The organism is uncultured Pigmentiphaga sp. (assembly GCF_937950555.1).
Lineage (GTDB): Bacteria > Pseudomonadota > Gammaproteobacteria > Burkholderiales > Burkholderiaceae_B > Pigmentiphaga.
The window spans coordinates 26,710-43,764 of record NZ_CALFCW010000038.1 but is presented as its reverse complement, the minus strand read 5'-3'; the positions used below and the strand labels follow the sequence as shown (position 1 = coordinate 43,764).

Here is a 17,055-nt window from a genome sequence, read left to right as displayed (position 1 = left end):
ATTCTTTTCATCAAAGGAAAAACACCATGACTATCCGTGTCGCGATCAATGGTTATGGCCGCATCGGCCGCAACGTCCTGCGCGCCCACTATGAAGGGGGCAAGAAGCACGACATCGAAATCGTCGCCATCAACGACCTGGGCGATCCCAAGACCAACGCGCACCTGACGCGCTACGACACGGCCCACGGACGCTTCCCTGGCCAGGTCTCGGTCGAGGGCGACTACATGGTGGTCAACGGCGACAAGATCCGCGTGCTGGCCAACCGCAACCCGGCCGAGCTGCCCTGGGGCGAGCTGGGCGTCGACGTGGTGCTCGAATGCACGGGCTTTTTCACCAGCAAGGAGAAGGCCAGCGCCCACCTGAAGGGCGGCGCCAAGAAAGTCGTGATCTCGGCCCCCGGCGGCAAGGACGTGGACGCCACCGTCGTCTACGGCGTGAACCACGACGTGCTGCGCAAAGAGCACACCGTCATCTCGAACGCTTCGTGCACCACCAACTGCCTGGCTCCGCTGGTCAAGCCGCTGCATGACAAGCTGGGCATCGTCTCGGGCCTGATGACGACCGTCCACGCCTACACCAACGACCAAGTGCTGACCGACGTCTACCACGAAGACCTGCGCCGTGCCCGCTCGGCCACGCAAAACATGATCCCGACCAAGACCGGCGCCGCCGCCGCGGTCGGCCTGGTGTTGCCCGAGCTCAACGGCAAGCTGGACGGCTACGCCATCCGCGTCCCGACCATCAACGTTTCCATCGTCGACCTCACCTTCGTGGCCAAGCGCGACACGACCGTCGAAGAAGTCAATGCCATCCTGAAGGAAGCCGCGGAAGGCTCGCTCAAGGGCATCTTGAATTATTCGACCGAGCCGCTGGTTTCGTCCGACTTCAACCACGATCCTGCCTCCAGCACGTTCGACGCCACCCTGACCAAGGTCAACGGCAACCTGGTCAAGGTCTCGTCGTGGTACGACAACGAGTGGGGCTTCAGCAACCGCATGCTGGACACCACCGTGGCGCTGATGTCGGCGAAGTAAGGCCATGGGCAAGGTCATCACGCTGGCCGATCTGGCGGCCAAGGGCGAGTTGGCCGGCAAGCGGGTGTTCATCCGCGCCGACCTGAACGTACCGCTGGACGACCAGGGCAACATCACCGAAGACACGCGCATCCGTGCGTCGGTGCCGGGCATCGAGCTGGCGCTCGGCGCCGGCGCCGCCGTCATGGTGACGTCGCACCTGGGCCGTCCGACCGAGGGCACGCTGACCCCCGCCGATTCGCTGGCGGTCGTGGCCAAGCGCCTTTCCGAACTGCTCGGCAAGCCTGTGCAGCTCGTCACTGACTGGGTGGACGGCGTCGACGTCGCGCCCGGGCAAGTCGTGCTGCTCGAGAACTGCCGCGTCAACAAGGGCGAGAAAAAGAACGACGAGGCGCTGGCCCGCAAGATGGCCGCGCTGTGCGACGTCTACGTCAACGATGCGTTCGGCACGGCCCACCGTGCCGAGGCCACGACGCACGGCATCGCGCGGTTCGCGCCCGTCGCGTGCGCCGGTCCGCTGCTCGCGGCCGAGCTCGACGCGCTGGGCCGCGCCCTGCAGTCGCCCAAGCGGCCGCTGGTGGCCATCGTCGCCGGCTCCAAGGTGTCGACCAAGCTCACCATCCTCAAGAGCCTGGCCGACAAGGTGGATCAGCTGATCGTGGGCGGCGGCATCGCCAATACCTTCATGCTGGCGAAGGGGCTGCCCATCGGCAAGTCGTTGGCCGAGCCCGATTTGGTGGAGGAAGCCAAGGCCATCATCGAGGTCATGGAAAAGCGCGGCGCCGCCGTGCCCATCCCGACCGACGTGGTTTGCGCCAAGGCGTTCTCTGCCGACGCCGAGGCGCAGACCAAGTCCGCTGACGCAGTGGCCGACGACGATATGATCCTGGACATCGGGCCGGTCTCGGCCGAGCGCCTGGCCGGCCTGCTCAAGGCGGCGGGCACGATCGTCTGGAACGGCCCGGTGGGCGTGTTCGAGTTCGACGCCTTCTCGCGCGGCACGGAGACGCTGGCGCGGGCCATCGCCGCGTCGCCGGCTTTCTCCATTGCCGGGGGTGGTGATACGCTGGCGGCGATCGCGAAGTACGGCATCGCAGACCAGGTTGGGTATATCTCGACCGGCGGCGGCGCCTTCCTCGAGTTCCTGGAAGGCAAGGCGCTCCCCGCGGTCGCTATCTTGGAGGAGCGCGCCGCACAAGGCGCCTGAGCCTGTGGACAGACCTTCCGCTCGCGCCACGAAAATCGTGGCTACGCTTGGCCCGGCCTCGAGCTCGGCCGATACGCTGGCGCGGATGATCCGCGCCGGCGTCGACGTAGTGCGGCTCAATTTTTCGCACGGCACCGCGGAAGACCACGCGGCGCGCGCCGGCCTGGTGCGCGCCGCAGCGCTCGCCTGTGATCGCGAAGTCGCGATCATGGCCGACCTCCAAGGCCCCAAGATCCGCATCGGCAAATTCGCCGAAGGCAAGGTGCAGCTCGAGCCCGGCCAGCCCTTCGTCCTCGATGCCACATGTGAGCTGGGCGACGCTAGCCGCGTCGGCCTGGACTATCCCGACCTGCCCCGCGACGTGCAAGCCGGGGACATCCTGCTGCTGAACGACGGGTTGATTCGCCTGCGCGTCACCCGCGTGGCGGGATCCGAAATCCATACCGAGGTCCTGGTCGGCGGCGAGCTGTCCAACAACAAGGGCATCAATCGCCAAGGTGGCGGCCTGACCGCACCGGCCCTCACCGGCAAGGACATGGAGGACATCCGGTCCGCGGTGCAGATGGGGGTGGACTACATCGCCGTCAGCTTTCCCAAGAACCGTACCGACATCGAAATGGCGCGCCAGCTCGTGGCCATTGCCGGTGCGCAGATCGGCGCCCGGCCGCAGCTCATCGCCAAGATCGAGCGTGCCGAGGCCATCGCGGCGTTGGAGGAGATCATCGAAGCCTCCGACGGCATCATGGTGGCGCGCGGCGACCTGGCGGTGGAGGTGGGGGCGGCGGCCGTGCCCGCGCTGCAAAAGCGCATGATCCGGCTCGCGCGTTTGCACAACCGTACCGTCATCACGGCCACGCAGATGATGGAATCCATGATCGTCAACGCGATGCCGACGCGGGCCGAGGTGTCGGACGTGGCCAATGCCGTCTTGGACGGCACCGACGCTGTCATGCTTTCGGCCGAGACCGCCATAGGGCGCTATCCGGTGGAGACGGTCGAAGCCATGGCGTCGATATGCCTGGAAGCGGAAAAGTCGCAGCATTTCGAGCTGGACAAGGACTTCCTCGACCAGACCTTCCATCGGGTGGACCAATCCATCGCCTATGGCGCGCTGTTCACGGCCCATCACCTTCGGTGCAAGGCCATTTGCGCGCTGACGCATTCGGGCGCCACCACCTTGTGGATGAGCCGGCATGACAGTGCAACACCTATTTACGCGCTGACCCCCCGCGTGACGACCCAGCGTAAAGTAGCGCTATACCGCAACGTACGGACGCTGCACCTGGAAGAGTCGGGCGATCGGGACGCCTCGCTGCTGGCGGCCGAGAAATTACTGGTGGAGAAGGGGGTGGCCGAACCCGGCGATTTAGTCGTTTTCACGGTGGGCGAACCCATGGGGTCGCCAGGCGGAACCAATACTCTAAAAATCGTGCGGATAGGCCAGCACGGCTGATGCCCACACAACATTTTTCAATCAGGAGTTCACAATGGCACTCGTTTCCATGCGTCAACTGCTCGACCACGCGGCGGAAAATGGCTATGGCATCCCGGCCTTCAACGTCAACAACCTGGAACAGGTCCAGGCGATCATGGAAGCGGCCGACGAAACCAACAGCCCCGTCATCATGCAAGCGTCGGCCGGCGCTCGCAAATATGCTGGCGAAGGCTTCCTGAAGGCGCTCATCGCGGCCGCGATCGAGTCCTATCCCCACATTCCCGTGGTCATGCACCAGGACCACGGCCAGTCGCCCGAGGTTTGCAGGGGCGCCATTGCGCTGGGCTTCTCGAGCGTGATGATGGACGGTTCGCTGCGCGAAGACGGCAAGACCATCGCCGAATACGACTACAACGTCGAAGTCACGCGTAAAGTCGTGGAGATGGCGCACGTCCAGGGTATTTCGGTGGAAGGCGAACTGGGCTGCCTCGGCTCGCTGGAAACCATGAAGGGCGACAAGGAAGACGGGCACGGCGCCGAAGGCACCATGACCCGCGATCAGCTGCTGACCGATCCTGAACAGGCCGCTGACTTCGTCAAGCGCACCCAGATCGACGCCCTGGCCATCGCCATCGGCACCAGCCATGGCGCCTACAAGTTCTCCCGCAAGCCCAGCGGCGACATCCTGGCCATCGACCGCATCAAGGAAATCCATCGTCGCCTGCCGACCACCCACTTGGTCATGCACGGCAGCTCCAGCGTGCCGCAGGACCTGTTGGCCACGATCCGCCAGTACGGTGGCGACATGAAGGAAACCTATGGCGTGCCGGTCGAGGAAATCCAGGAAGCCATCAAGTATGGCGTGCGCAAGATCAACATCGACACCGACATCCGCCTGGCGATGACGGCCGCGATCCGCCAGTTCCTGACCGAGAATCCCTCGAAGTTCGATCCGCGCGAGTACCTCAAGCCGGCCCGCGCCGCTGCGAAGAAGATTTGCGTGGAGCGTTACACCCAGTTTGGCACGGCGGGCAACGCCAGCAAGATCAAGCCCATTCCGCTGAGCGTCATGGCCGCCGACTACGCGTCCGGCAAGCTGGCGCAAGTCGTCAATTAATCTTTCGCCCCCGACGCGCCGAGGCGCGTCCAACCATCATCAGTTCCGGCCGCCTGTTTGGCGGCCGCCGCGGGATCGGGGGCGCCTCGGGGTGCTCCCGCCCCCGCCCTGATAAGCGGGCCCTTCCCGCGCCGCGTCTGGCAGACGCGCTTTGTAGAGCTCTCAATCATGGCCGCACCGCCGCTGTATCAATCCACCATCCGTTCCCTGCCGCTGCTCGGACGCGGCAAAGTCCGCGACATGTACGCCGTCGGCGACGACAAGCTGCTGATCGTCACCACCGACCGGCTGTCTGCCTTCGACGTCATCCTCGACGACCCGATCCCGGGCAAGGGCGAGGTGCTGAATTCGCTTACCAATTTCTGGTTGGAGCGGCTCGGCCACATCATCCCGAACCACCTGACCGGAATTGATCCCGTGACAGTGGTGGCCGCCGACGAGCGGGAGCAGGTCGTCGGCCGCGCCGTGGTGGTCAAGCGCCTCAAGCCTGTGCTGGTGGAAGCCGTGGTTCGCGGGTACCTGATCGGCTCCGGTTGGAAGGATTACCAGGAAAGCGGCAGCGTGTGCGGCATCGCCCTACCCAAGGGGCTGGTGCTGGCGCAGAAGCTGCCATCGCCCCTTTTCACGCCCGCCGCGAAAGCCGAGCTGGGTGCCCACGACGAAAACGTCAGCTTCGAGCATGTGGTCAAGGAAGTCGGTCCGCAGTTGGCCGAGCAGATCCGCGACGTTTCGCTGCGCATCTACCAGCTGGCTTCCGAGTATGCGGCCCAGCGCGGCATCATCATTGCCGACACCAAGTTCGAATTCGGGCTGGACGAGAACGGCGTGCTGCACTTGATGGACGAAGTGCTGACCCCGGATTCGTCGCGCTTCTGGCCCGCCGACTCGTATGCGCCGGGCATCAGCCCGCCCTCGTTCGACAAGCAGTTCGTTCGAGACTGGCTAGAGGCCCAGCCCTGGAACAAGACCGCCCCGGCTCCGCGGTTGCCCCAGGCCGTGCTGGAGCGCACGTCGGACAAATACCGCGAAGCGCGGGTGCGGCTGGTCGGGGCGTGACGCTCAGAACAGTACCGACGACAGTTTCTTGCGATATTGCGAGACCAGCTCCGGTTGCGCCGACGCCATGTCGAAGACCGCAATCATGGTCTTGCGGCCGATCTCGTCTTGGAAGTGGCGGTCGCGCTTGACGATCTCGAGCAGCTCATCCATCGCGGCCGCCCAGGCGCGCCGAGCGATGCGCTTGTTGGCGAGATCGAGGCGCGCCTGCAGGTCGTCCGGGTTTTGTTCGATGCGCGCGACCAGCTCGGTTTCCTCGGGCGAGTCCTGCGCCTGCTCGACCGCGTTCAACGCCGTTTCGAGGTTGGCGTAATGCGGGTCTGCCTTGGCCGCCGGGGTAAGCAGCTCGAACTGGGCCTTGGCGTCTTCCGGGCGTCCGGTGCTGAGCAGCAGCTCGACGTAATCCATCCGCGCCGGATCGTAGGTCGCATCGAGCATGAGGGCGGCGCGCAAATGCTTTTCCGCCGTGGCGACGTCGCCGGCCTGCATGGCCGCCGCCGCCATTTGGTGTTCCTGCTCGTGGGGCAGGGGTAGGAGCCGGTCGATGAAGGCGCGCACCTGCCCCTCGGGCAGGGCGCCGGTGAATTGATCTACCGGGCGGCCGTTCAGGATGGCTACGACCAGCGGGATGCTGCGAGCCTGGAAGTGTGCGGCCAATTGCTGGTTTTCGTCGACATTGACCTTGACCAGCTTGAACTTGCCGCCGTATTCGCGTTCGAGTTTTTCCAGGATCGGGGTCAGCGAGCGGCAGGGGCCGCACCACGGGGCCCAGAAATCGACGAGGACCGGCTTTTCGCGCGAGGCCAGCAATACCTCGCGCTCGAAGTTGGCGAGCGTGACATCCATACCGGGAATCCTATGAAGCATGAGCGAAAGAATGATTGTGCTTCATTTTGGCGCGCGGCGGGTCCGGCTGCGTCGCCGGAGCGGGCGTGTCACGGCCGGCCCGGCGTCGAACTCTGCGCGAAGCCGCGAAGATAGGCGGTCAGCCGGCGTACACCCGGCGTGGCCTGTTTGCGCGCATGGGAGATCAGGTAGAAGGAGCGCATGAGCTTGGGCAAGGCGGTGGGCAGCTCCACCAGCTCGCCGCTCTTGAGCATGTCGTCCACGACCCAGCGCGACAGGCAGGTGATCCCCAGGCCGCTGGCGGCGGCGCGCTTGATGGCTTCCGAGTTGCCGAACTCGATGCCCGATTTCATGTGCAGCAAGTGCGGCGTAAGCGCTTCGCGAATGATTTCGCGCGTACCCGACCCTTCTTCCCGCAATAGCCAGGTGGCTTCCCTCAGCTGTTCGGTGGGAACGATGCCGCTGACCGGAACGATGGGGTCGCGTGCGCCGGCCACGATGACCAATTCGTCGGTAAGCCAAGGCTCGACGTTCAACTCGGGCTGCTCGCATGGGCCTTCCACCAGGGCCAGGTCGAGCTCGAAGTTCACCACCTGGGTGGCGATGGCCAACGTGTTGGCGATGGCCACGTGCGCGGTCCAGTGCGGTTGGCCGGAGGCTTCGAGGTCGCGCTGGAAGCCTGCCAGCAAGGTGGGCAATACGTAGTTGCCAATGGTGGTGCTGGCGCCGATGCGCAGGAGACCGACGTGGCCCTGGTCGTCCCGCGCCCAGCGCTCGATGGCGGCTGCGCGGTCCAGCAGCTCGCGCGCCTGCGGCAGCAGTTCCCGCCCGTTGTCGTTCAGCACTAGGCGTTTGCCTACCCGATCGAACAGGCTCATGCCCAGGGCCCGCTCCAAGTCATTCAGCGCGGCGCTAGCGGCCGACTGCGAGAGCGCCACGGCCCCGGCGGCCGCGCTGGTGCTACCCGCGTCCGCCACGGCGGCGAAGATCTGCAATTGGCGGAGGGTCAGGCGCGGGGTTTCCATATAACTCGAATAACCAGTTTTGCTTGTTGAATATACAAAAATAAACCGTTTTACCCCGTCGAAACTGATGACTAGAGTGGAGGCTCATCAATACTAGAAGTTATTAGCTTATGCGGTTTTCGTCGGCCTCATCGCTTGGCACGCCGGCTGCGGCAAGCGGCGCAGCGCGTTTTCTCCGGCAGGTCGGGCCCGGCTTGTTACTGGCGGGTGGGCTAGGGGCGGCCGCGGTGTTGCTGGGCCGGTGGGAAGTCTTCGCCAGCCGGGGCATGGGCGCGCTGACGCTGGCCATCATCCTGGGCATGCTGGTGGGAAACACGATTTATCCGCGCATCGCCGCCCAAGGCGCGGCTGGCGTAGGCGTGGCCAAGCAGACGCTGTTGCGTGCCGGAGTCGTGTTCTACGGCCTGCGCTTGACGTGGCAGGACATCGGCGGGGTGGGGCTGGCAGGCATTGCCATCGATGCCTTGGTGCTGGCTTCCACCTTCGGGCTCGCCTGGCTACTCGGCACGCGTGTATTCAAGCTGGATCGAAGCTTGGCCTGCCTGGTCGGGGCGGGGGCGTCCATCTGCGGCGCGGCGGCGGTGATGGCCACTGGCCCGGTGCTGCGGGCGCGCGCCGAGGAGATTGCCGTGGCCGTGGCCACCGTCGTCGTCTTCGGCACGCTGGCCCTATTTCTCTACCCCGTTCTGTACCAGATGAACGCGCAGTGGGGCGTGATTCCCGGAGGTGAGCACGGATTCGGCGTTTATGTTGGATCGACCGTCCACGAGGTCGCCCAGGTGATCGCCGCGGGGCGGGAGATCAGCCCCGCGGCGGCCGACACGGCGGTGATCGCAAAAATGGTTCGAGTCATGATGCTGGCGCCGTTCCTGCTGGCATTGTCGGCCTGGCTGGCGTGGGGCGGATGCAGGGCCGGTGCCGCAGGCGCGGACAGTGGCGGAAAACTTTGCATCCCCTGGTTCGCCGTCGGCTTCATTGCCATGGTGGCGTTCCATTCCGCGGTTCCTTTGCCCGAACAGTGGGTCGCGATCGCGATCGAGCTCGATACGTTGTTGCTGGCCATTGCCATGGCCGCGCTGGGGTTGACGACGCAGGCCGGGGCGATACGCCGCGCGGGCGTGCGGCCGCTGCTCTTGGCCGGTGCGCTCTTCGTCTGGCTCGTCGTGGGCGGCGCGGGAATCAATCGCCTCTTGGGCTGAGAGCGTGGTTTTCTCGCCTCATCGAATCGCAGGGGGGCGAGCTTCCAGAACCGAGATCGGGCGGGCCTTGCCGGCCCCGGCGGGTTAAAATCCGTTCTTTAGATGCTCGTCCGGCGCGGTGCGCCAGACGCCCGCAAGGTTCCTCATGTCCAGTCCTTCCTCTTCTTCCCCTTCTTCCCCCGCAGCGGTGCAGGTCGGCATCGTGATGGGTTCTTCCAGCGATTGGGAGATCATGAAGCACGCGGTTGCCGTGCTGGATGAATTTGGCGTGCCCCATGAAGCCCGCGTCGTATCGGCCCACCGCATGCCGCTCGACATGGTGGAGTACGGCGCCGAGGCGACGCGTCGCGGCCTGCGAGCCATCATCGCGGGCGCGGGAGGCGCGGCGCACCTGCCGGGCATGCTGGCGGCGCTGACGTCGGTGCCCGTGTTCGGCGTGCCGGTTCCGTCCAAGTACCTGCGCGGAGAGGATTCGCTGTTGTCCATCGTCCAGATGCCCAAGGGCGTGCCGGTCGCGACGTTCGCCATTGGCGAGGCGGGCGCGGCCAATGCCGCGTTGCACGTGGTCGCCAACTTGGCCACCACCGATCCGGCGCTCAGGCAAAGGCTCGATGCCTTCCGTGCCCGCCAGACCGAGGCCGCGCGCGCGATGACGCTTCCGCCGGGAGGCCAGGCATGAAGACGGGACGCATCGTGCCGCCCGGCGGTTGGCTGGGCCTGCTCGGAGGGGGGCAATTGGGCCGGATGTTCTGCCAGGCGGCCCAGAGCATGGGATATCGTGTCGCGGTGCTCGACCCGATCGCCGAATGCCCGGCGGGAGCGGTTGCCGACCTGCACATCCGGGCCGATTACGACGACGAAGCGGGGCTGGCGCAGCTGGCCGAGCGCTGCGCGGCCGTGACGACCGAATTCGAGAATGTGCCGGCGGCTAGCCTGGAAAAGCTGGCGGCGCGCTGCCAGGTCAGCCCGGCCGCGAGCGCCGTCGCGATCGCACAAGACCGCATCGCCGAAAAGCGCTTCATCTCTTCCATGGGCGTGCCGGTGGCGCCTTATGCGGAGATCCGGTCGGCCGCCGACATCGATGCGGCGCCGGCTTCGCTGTATCCTGGCATCTTGAAAGCGGCCCGCCTGGGTTATGACGGCAAGGGGCAGGCGCGCGTGGAGTCGGCCGAAGAGGCCCGCGCCGCCTTCGATGCTTTCGGCGGCGTACCCTGCGTGCTGGAAGCCAGGCTGCCCCTGGAGTTCGAGATTTCGGTCGTCGTGGCGCGCGGCTTCGACGGCGAGGTCGTGACCTACCCGGTCTCCGAGAACGTGCATCGCGACGGCATCCTGGCAGTCTCGACCGTGCCGTCGCCTCGCGCCTCGGCCGACGTTGCGCGCCGCGCCTCGGCGGCTGCGCTCCAGGTCGCATCGGGCCTGGAATACTGCGGGGTGCTGTGCGTCGAGTTTTTCGTGCTTCCGCAAGACCGCCTCATCGTCAACGAAATCGCGCCGCGCCCCCATAACAGCGGGCACTACAGCATCGATGCCTGCACGACCAGCCAATTCGAGCAGCAGGTGCGGGTGCTGGCCGGCCTGCCGCTCGGGGCGTCCGACATGCTGGCGCCGGCGGTCATGCTCAACGTGCTCGGCGACATCTGGTTCCGGCAGGGCGATGAGGCGGTCGAGCCGCCTTGGGCCAAGGCCTTGGAGGTCCCCACGGCCAAATTGCACCTGTACGGCAAGAAGGAAGCACGCCGCGGCCGCAAGATGGGGCACGTGACCTGTCTCGGCGCCGACCGCGACGCGGCGGGCCGCAGCGCCGCGCAAGTCGCGGCCGCCCTCGGCATCGTTTATCCGTAGGCGCCGATGGACGCGCGCATCCTGCCGCCCACGCCCGAGGCCATCGCCGAAGCGGCGGACCTGCTGCGGGCCGGGCAGCTCGTGGGGATGCCTACCGAGACGGTGTACGGCCTCGCGGCGAACGCCTCGGATCCGGACGCCGTGGCGCGCATCTTCTCCGCCAAGGGTCGGCCCAATGATCATCCCGTCATCGTCCACGTGGCCGCCGGCGACGATTTGTCGCGCTGGGCCGCGCACGTTCCCGGCGCCGCGCGCCGGCTGATGGATGCGTTCTGGCCGGGGCCGCTGACCCTCATCCTCCCGCGGGCCCCTGGCGTGCCCGATGCCGTGACGGGCGGACAGGATACGGTCGGGCTGCGTTGTCCCTCTCATCCCGTCGCCCAGGCCTTGCTGGCGGCATTCGGCGGCGGCGTTGCGGCGCCCTCGGCCAATCGCTTCGGCCGCATCAGTCCGACCACTGCCCGGCACGTGGCAGACGAATTCGGCGCGGCTGTGCCCTTGGTGCTGGATGGGGGGCCGTGCGAGGTCGGCATCGAATCGACCATCGTCGACGTCTCCGGCGAACTTCCCCTGCTTCTGCGGCCGGGCCACATCTCTGCCCTGGCGCTGTCGGAGGTACTGGGCACGGCGGTGCTGACGCGTTCCCAAATGGACGATCGCCGCGCCGTGCCGCGCGTCTCGGGCTCGCTATCCGCGCATTACGCGCCCCGCACCCCGCTCAAATTGGTCCATGCGGACCGGCTCCCGGGGGAGGTTGCCGCCGCACGGGCCCAGGGCCGGTCGGTGGGGGTCTGGTCGAAGCGCGATCCGGGCGGGGCGGCCGTCTGGGTGGAGGCGCCCGCCGATCCCGAAGGCTATGCACACGCGCTTTATGCGACGCTGCGCGAACTCGATGCCCGGGGGCTGGATGTGCTGATGCTTGAGCAGCCGCCCGAAACGCTCGAGTGGTCTGCGGTGCGCGACCGGCTCGGACGCGCAGCGGTGGGGTCGGGCCCTGCCTGAGCGGTGGCCGGGCCTGCCGCGAAGCAGGACCGGGCCCCTATCGCTACGGCCGCTTGCGGGCGTAGGCAAACCAAGCGGCGGACTGCGCACTGTTGGTCGCCATGATCAGCAACAGCGGCTCTTTTTCCTCTTCGGCCAGGCGCACGGCGACTCCTTGCATGCTGGTGCCTGCGTGCTGGCCCAGGCAGTTGGTGGCATTGCCGAAAGAGAAAGTGGTGGTCGCGTAGTTCTTGCCCGAGGCGGCTTTGGTCAGTGCGCCGCTGACGTTGCAGGTATCCGGCCTTCCGCTGATTTGGAACCGGGCGTCGAAGTTGCCGTTGGACTGGATGGTGAAGGTCACGCCCGAGCTGGTGCTGTCGCGCCCTTGCCAGGTGCCCGAGTAGGCCGCGAGATCGAAGGCGGCGTCGTACTGCTCGTTGAACGTGGAAGCAAAGGTCACGTTTTGTCCGAGGTTGCCGTCGAACGTCGAGCGGGTCGTCACCGTGCCGGTGATGTTGGCCGTTTCGGCGGTGGTGTCGCCGGTGCCGAAGGTCTTGCCGGTTCCCGAAAATGCCTTGCCGTTCAGCGAACCCGTTCCGCGCGTGAGCCGGCGCACCTGGGTGAAATTTTCGCTCCACGACATGGCCCACAGCTCGTTGTTGGGCGTCACGAGCATGTGCAGGGAGAGCGTGTCGCTGGTGACGGTGCCTGCCCAGATGCCTTGCGCATCGCTGTTGCCGCCACTCCCGCCGCCTCCGTCTTCGTCCGGCGAACCAAAGTAGCCGTTGCAGCCGGCGACGGACAGGGTGCAGAGCAGGGCGAGGGCGATGCGACGATGCATAGACGGTCCGGAGAAAAGGTTTAGGGAGAAGGCGGCGCCTTGCGGGCGCGTTGTGGCGTGAGGTCGAAGCCACCCGCGTGAAACACCAGCGGCATGGCGTCCGTGTGGCCGCAGCGTTCGACCTCGCCGACGAAGATGCAGTGGTCGCCTTCGTGATATCTGCTGCGGTTATAGCATTCGAACCAGGCCGTGCAACCGTGCAGCAGTGGCGCGCCGTTTTCTCCCGGGCGCCAAGATACTTGGGCGAAGCGGTCGGCGGGGTTGCCGCGGACGGCGAAGCGCTTGGCAATGTCGAGCTGGTCGGCCGCCAACACGTTCACGGCATAGTGCCTGGCCGCCTCGAGCATGGGGAGCGAGCTGGAGGTCAGCGAGAGGCTCCAAAGCACGAGCGGCGGCGTCAGGGAGACGGAGTTGAACGAACTGACCGTCAGGCCGACGGGGCGCCCGTCCGGCCCGATGGCGGTGACCACCGTCACGCCGGTGGCGAAACGGCCCAGGGCCGAACGGAATGCGGTGGAGTCGAAATTCGGAAGAGCTGCAGGCATCCAGGAAAGGGGCTGACGCACCCAGGTCGCTGGTTGCGCGCTGATGTAACTTTAAAACCCCATTTTATCCGGCCCCGGCCATGCGGGGGACGATCTCTTTGGCCAATAGCTCCAGCGTGAGCGGCGCGCTTCCCTCCGCCTTGTTGTTCGCGATGATCCATGCCGGCTGGCCAGCCGCGCGCGCCGCGCAGGCGGCTTCGGCCAGGACGCGGCGCGTTTCGGGATCTTCGGCCTGGATCTTGTCGAACGGAAAAAACTTCGCCTTGGCCGCTTCGTAGCGTTGGCCGGCGAGCAGGCTCCATCGGACGACCAATGGGCCGGGGCCCGTGGCCTCCACCGCCCGCATCTGGCGTGCCGCCGGGGGCATGCGGGCGTGGATGGCCACGCAATAGCGCGCGTCGCGCTGGGCGAGCATTTTCATCATGCGCGGCGTGACGACTTGCGGGTCGCGGAACTCCACCGCATAGAAGGGCGCCTCGCGCCCGCGGGATGCGGGCAAAGGGGGCAGCGCCGCCAGGAAGGCGGAGAGGCGTGCCACCCAGCCGGCCGGGTCGGCCAGGACCTCTGGCGGCAGCGGGGAAAACTGGAAGACCAGCGGACCGGCTTTGTCGCCTAACCCTTCCAGGCACGGTGCCACGAAATGATCAGTCGCCAGGACCGGATCGAGAAAACTGGGATTCGGTCCTGTCGGCGCCCCGCGGTCGTCGCGCAGCACTGCGTCCGTGATGAGGTTGGGCGCTTTCACCACGAAGCGGAACCCGGATGGTACCTGGCGTGCGTAGTGGGCATATTGCTCGGCCGTCAGCGGCGCGTAGAAGGTGCGGTCGAGGCTGACGCTGTTGAGCAGCGGATGGGACGAATACGCCGGCAGGCCTTCGCGTGACAGCAGCGATTCGCTCGCCTTGGCGCCGTACACGATCCCGTTCCAGCCTGAGAAGGCCCAGGACGAGGTGCCAAGATACACGTGCGGTGGCATGGCGGCGCCCAATTGGCGCAACGCCGCAGGATGTTCCGCCGCGGGTATCGTCTTGCCCTTCCGCCTGGGTGGTAGGCCCGCGGCCGGCGCGTCATCGAAAAATGAGGTTTGGCTGGGCGTGACAGGTGCGTCGTCGCCCGCTCGACGATCCTGCTGCGGCATCGCGGCCTATGGAGCAAGGCGCACGATGCGCCAGCCGCCTTCGGGAACGGGCCGGTAGAGCAGGCGGTCGTGCAGGCGGGAAGGGCGGCCTTGCCAGAACTCGATGGCGTCGGGCACGACGCGATATCCCCCCCAATGGGGGGGGCGAGGCGGGTGTTCGCCAAGTTCGGCGCGCAGGCGCTGCTCGCGCTCGCGCAGGACCTCCCGGTTCGGGATTTCGGTGCTTTGTTCGGACACCCAGGCGCCGATCCGGGAACCGAGCGGCCGGCTGTGGAAGTAGGCGTCGGATTCTTCTTCCGACGTGCGCTCGACGCGGCCTTCGATGCGGACCTGGCGTTCATGTGCCGGCCAGAAGAACAACAGGCTGGCGTAAGGCACGTGGGCAAGGTCGCGCCCCTTGCGGGAATGGTAGTTGGTATAGAAAACGAAGCCCCGCTCGTCGTAGCCCTTGAGCAGCACCGTCCGGGCGGCGGGGCGGCCCCGTTCGTCGACGGTGGCGAGCGTCATGGCATTGGGGTCCGGAAGCCGTTCGGCGACGGCACGGTCGAACCAGGCTCCGAACAGTTCGAGCGGCGAGGCCGGGGCGTCGGACTCCAGCAGGGCACCTTGCTGGTAGTTCTGACGAATGTCTGCGATGGACATGATGGCGGGCGAAGAAGAAATCCTACCCATCACTATACCGGGTTGCGCGGCTCCTATTCCTGCGCCAGCGCCAGTCGGCGAACGAGCCGGTCCAGGCGCGTGTCCCGTATGCCATGGGCCTGCAGCGCGCGGGCCGTATCGAGCACGTAGTCCACGCAGGCGCCGTAGCGTCCGTGTGCTCGCCGGATCGCGGCGAGCACTTCCTCTTCAGCGAGCCCGCTGGCATAGCCAGAGCCCTTCCGGTCGATGACGAAGGCGAGGGCGTCTACCGGGCCTGCGGGCGTATTGCAGCGCAGCCAGCGGGGCAGGTACGCGCCGGTCATCATCTCGCGTTCCCAGAGGGCGGGGAAAATGCTGTCGACGTCCGCCGCAGCGATGCGCAGCGCAACCCCGTGGCAGCTGCCCCCGCGGTTCAGGCCGAACACCAGGCCTGGCGACGAGGGCGTGCCGCGGTTCACGCGCGACCACAGGCACAGCGAGCGGTGATAGCCGCGCACCGTGGCCAGGCGGCGTTCCTGCACCGGAAACTCGGCTTTCCAGATCAATGAGCCGTAGGCGAACAGCCAGATGTCGTCACGCCGATTCCAATGGCGCAGGGCGGCTTTGCGCGATGCGTCCAGCTCCTGCGCACTGAGCAGCAGCGGGGCGTATTCAGGGGATGGGGCGCAGGGCGGCGACGGTGCGATTCCCGGTGCGGAGCGCATCATGCAATCGCCGGCGGGTTGTCGTTTCGCATGCATGACGGGACTATCGTTTTTCGCTGCGGGTGGCCATGTTGCCGGCCGCATCGGAGGCTTTCCGTTCTGCCGGTTGCGGCGGTGAGGTCTCGCCGCGTCGCGGAGGCCGAGTCAGGGTTCCGCCTGCGAACAGGCACGCCGCCACCGTCCAGAAGGGCATGCCCAGGCCGGTCAGCGCGCTCAGGCTGCCGAAGACCAGGGGAAGCACGAACTGTCCGCCGTTGATGATGGCCATCCGCAGCCCGAGCGCTTCGGCGGCGCGTCCCGCCGGTGCGTGGGCATGGAGCAGGGACATCAGGCTGGGTTGGCCGCTGCCCAGGGCGAGCCCGAGTAGGAAGGCCAGCAGGATGAGAATGGGGACTTCGCGGAAGAAAGGGTACAGCACGTAGACGACGCTGGCGGTGAGCATGGCGGCGCGCAGCAGCGTCCACGCGGCGACCCGTTGCTGTATCCACGGAAGCAGGATGCGGATCACGAAGGTGGCGACCGAGAACGCGGACAGGATAAGCCCTATGGTCGTGGCCGACAGCCCGATGGCAGACCCAAATATGGGCACCATGAAGGCATTGAGGTCCCAGGCACCGGACAGGAGCGCGGTGGAGATGAGCACCCGGCGCAGCGTCGGGTTGGCGAGCAGGTCGCTCACTTGGTCGCGGCTCGCGCGGCGGTGCGTCCGGCTGGGGCGCGGCAGCCGGCGCTGCTGCTTGAGCAGCGTGCCGAGTGCTAGCAACTGGCACAGGAACAGGATGCCAAACGCCCAACGCACGCCCAGGTGGTCGATCGCCAGCCCGGCGATCAACGGTCCGCCGAAGCCCGAGATCGACATGGACAAGGAAAGGCGCGAGAAGTTGATGATGCGCCGCTCGGGCGAGGCATACATCCCCATGACGTTCTGCGCGGCGATGTGGAAGGTCATGCAGCCTATCCCGGTCATGAAGCTCGATGCGAACAGCACGCGGGTGTCTTGCACCGCGAACGGCAGCAGGCTGCCGGCGATGAGCAGGGAGACCCCGATGCGCATGGGCACCCTGGCGCCAATGTGGTCCACCCAGCGGCCGACATGGACGGACAGCAGCATGGGGAGCAGCGCGAAGAGCGCCATCAGCACGCCGACGGTGAAACTGGATGCGCCCTGCGCGAGCGCGCCGAGCGAGACCGTGACCCGTCCGCCCGTCAGGCCGATGTGGGTAAGAATGCCCAGGACGCAAAAGATGAGGACGCCGCGCTCGTCGAGCGGTGCCTGGGGCGGCTCGGCGGCGGCAGCTTGCTGGCGGGTGACAGTTGGGCCCAAGGTGAATGCGGTGCGGAGTGCCGCAATCGCGCGGCGGCTTCGGGGTGTCATGCATTCTAACGCCGGGATCGTGGCTCGGCCATGGGGGCGCCTTTCCGGGCCTGCTACTATCACGG

17 protein-coding genes are annotated in these 17,055 nt (G+C 66.6%); 9 read left to right on the top strand and 8 right to left on the bottom strand.

What is annotated here, in order from left to right:
* Window positions 1-26: 26 nt before the first annotated feature.
* The 5 genes from gap to Q0319_RS10645 all read left to right on the top strand — a co-directional run bounded on the left by gap (window position 27) and on the right by Q0319_RS10645 (window position 5,852).
* Window positions 27-1,037, top strand: coding sequence for a type I glyceraldehyde-3-phosphate dehydrogenase (gap, locus tag Q0319_RS10665; protein WP_296465910.1), 1,011 nt, complete (start codon window positions 27-29; stop codon window positions 1,035-1,037).
* A gap of 4 nt (window positions 1,038-1,041) precedes the next feature.
* A complete protein-coding gene (locus tag Q0319_RS10660; RefSeq protein ID WP_299452362.1) occupies window positions 1,042-2,244 on the top strand; it encodes a phosphoglycerate kinase in 1,203 nt (400 codons plus the stop codon).
* 4 nt (window positions 2,245-2,248) lie between these two features.
* Entirely contained in the window at window positions 2,249-3,697 is a 1,449-nt protein-coding gene (pyk, locus tag Q0319_RS10655; RefSeq protein WP_296465903.1) for a pyruvate kinase, read from the top strand.
* 34 nt (window positions 3,698-3,731) lie between these two features.
* Window positions 3,732-4,796, top strand: a complete 1,065-nt coding sequence (gene fba / locus Q0319_RS10650; RefSeq protein ID WP_296465900.1) for a class II fructose-bisphosphate aldolase — start codon at window positions 3,732-3,734, stop codon at window positions 4,794-4,796.
* A 168-nt stretch (window positions 4,797-4,964) separates the two neighbouring features.
* On the top strand, window positions 4,965-5,852 hold the full coding sequence (locus tag Q0319_RS10645) for a phosphoribosylaminoimidazolesuccinocarboxamide synthase (RefSeq protein ID WP_296471061.1): 888 nt from the start codon (window positions 4,965-4,967) through the stop codon (window positions 5,850-5,852).
* A gap of 3 nt (window positions 5,853-5,855) precedes the next feature.
* On the opposite strand, the gene trxA is transcribed toward Q0319_RS10645, so the two are convergent.
* Window positions 5,856-6,698, bottom strand: a complete 843-nt coding sequence (trxA, locus tag Q0319_RS10640; RefSeq protein WP_296471058.1) for a thioredoxin — start codon at window positions 6,696-6,698, stop codon at window positions 5,856-5,858.
* Between the two features lie 89 nt (window positions 6,699-6,787).
* Window positions 6,788-7,723: a LysR family transcriptional regulator gene (locus Q0319_RS10635; protein WP_299452357.1), complete on the bottom strand. Its 936-nt coding sequence runs from the start codon at window positions 7,721-7,723 to the stop codon at window positions 6,788-6,790.
* A 110-nt stretch (window positions 7,724-7,833) separates the two neighbouring features.
* On the opposite strand from Q0319_RS10635, the gene Q0319_RS10630 reads away from it, so the two are divergent.
* From Q0319_RS10630 to Q0319_RS10615, 4 genes are all read left to right on the top strand, one after another.
* The gene (locus tag Q0319_RS10630) at window positions 7,834-8,922 is read left to right on the top strand and encodes a YeiH family protein (RefSeq protein WP_299452355.1); all 1,089 of its coding nucleotides are present in this window, start codon (window positions 7,834-7,836) and stop codon (window positions 8,920-8,922) included.
* A 145-nt stretch (window positions 8,923-9,067) separates the two neighbouring features.
* A complete protein-coding gene (gene purE / locus Q0319_RS10625; RefSeq protein ID WP_296467015.1) occupies window positions 9,068-9,601 on the top strand; it encodes a 5-(carboxyamino)imidazole ribonucleotide mutase in 534 nt (177 codons plus the stop codon).
* Entirely contained in the window at window positions 9,598-10,764 is a 1,167-nt protein-coding gene (locus Q0319_RS10620) for a 5-(carboxyamino)imidazole ribonucleotide synthase (protein WP_296467018.1), read from the top strand. Before purE ends, Q0319_RS10620 begins: the two co-directional genes overlap by 4 nt.
* Before the next feature lie 6 nt (window positions 10,765-10,770).
* Window positions 10,771-11,766, top strand: a complete 996-nt coding sequence (locus tag Q0319_RS10615; RefSeq protein WP_296467022.1) for an L-threonylcarbamoyladenylate synthase — start codon at window positions 10,771-10,773, stop codon at window positions 11,764-11,766.
* 43 nt (window positions 11,767-11,809) lie between these two features.
* Here Q0319_RS10615 and Q0319_RS10610 read toward each other — a convergent pair whose 3' ends face one another.
* The 6 genes from Q0319_RS10610 to Q0319_RS10585 all read right to left on the bottom strand — a co-directional run bounded on the left by Q0319_RS10610 (window position 11,810) and on the right by Q0319_RS10585 (window position 16,990).
* Window positions 11,810-12,586 carry a hypothetical protein gene (locus Q0319_RS10610; protein WP_296467025.1) on the bottom strand — a complete coding sequence of 259 codons (777 nt, stop codon included), beginning with the start codon at window positions 12,584-12,586 and terminating at the stop codon, window positions 11,810-11,812.
* Window positions 12,587-12,606: 20 nt separating this feature from the next.
* Window positions 12,607-13,131 (bottom strand): flavin reductase family protein, encoded by a 525-nt coding sequence (locus Q0319_RS10605; protein WP_296467028.1) that lies wholly within the window; start codon window positions 13,129-13,131, stop codon window positions 12,607-12,609.
* A 64-nt stretch (window positions 13,132-13,195) separates the two neighbouring features.
* Window positions 13,196-14,107 carry a DUF72 domain-containing protein gene (locus tag Q0319_RS10600; protein WP_296467031.1) on the bottom strand — a complete coding sequence of 304 codons (912 nt, stop codon included), beginning with the start codon at window positions 14,105-14,107 and terminating at the stop codon, window positions 13,196-13,198.
* Between the two features lie 168 nt (window positions 14,108-14,275).
* Window positions 14,276-14,914, bottom strand: a complete 639-nt coding sequence (pdxH, locus tag Q0319_RS10595) for a pyridoxamine 5'-phosphate oxidase (protein ID WP_296467049.1) — start codon at window positions 14,912-14,914, stop codon at window positions 14,276-14,278.
* 50 nt (window positions 14,915-14,964) lie between these two features.
* Window positions 14,965-15,618, bottom strand: a complete 654-nt coding sequence (locus Q0319_RS10590; protein WP_296467034.1) for a gamma-glutamylcyclotransferase — start codon at window positions 15,616-15,618, stop codon at window positions 14,965-14,967.
* A gap of 40 nt (window positions 15,619-15,658) precedes the next feature.
* Window positions 15,659-16,990, bottom strand: a complete 1,332-nt coding sequence (locus Q0319_RS10585; RefSeq protein ID WP_296467037.1) for an MFS transporter — start codon at window positions 16,988-16,990, stop codon at window positions 15,659-15,661.
* Window positions 16,991-17,055: the final 65 nt, after the last annotated feature.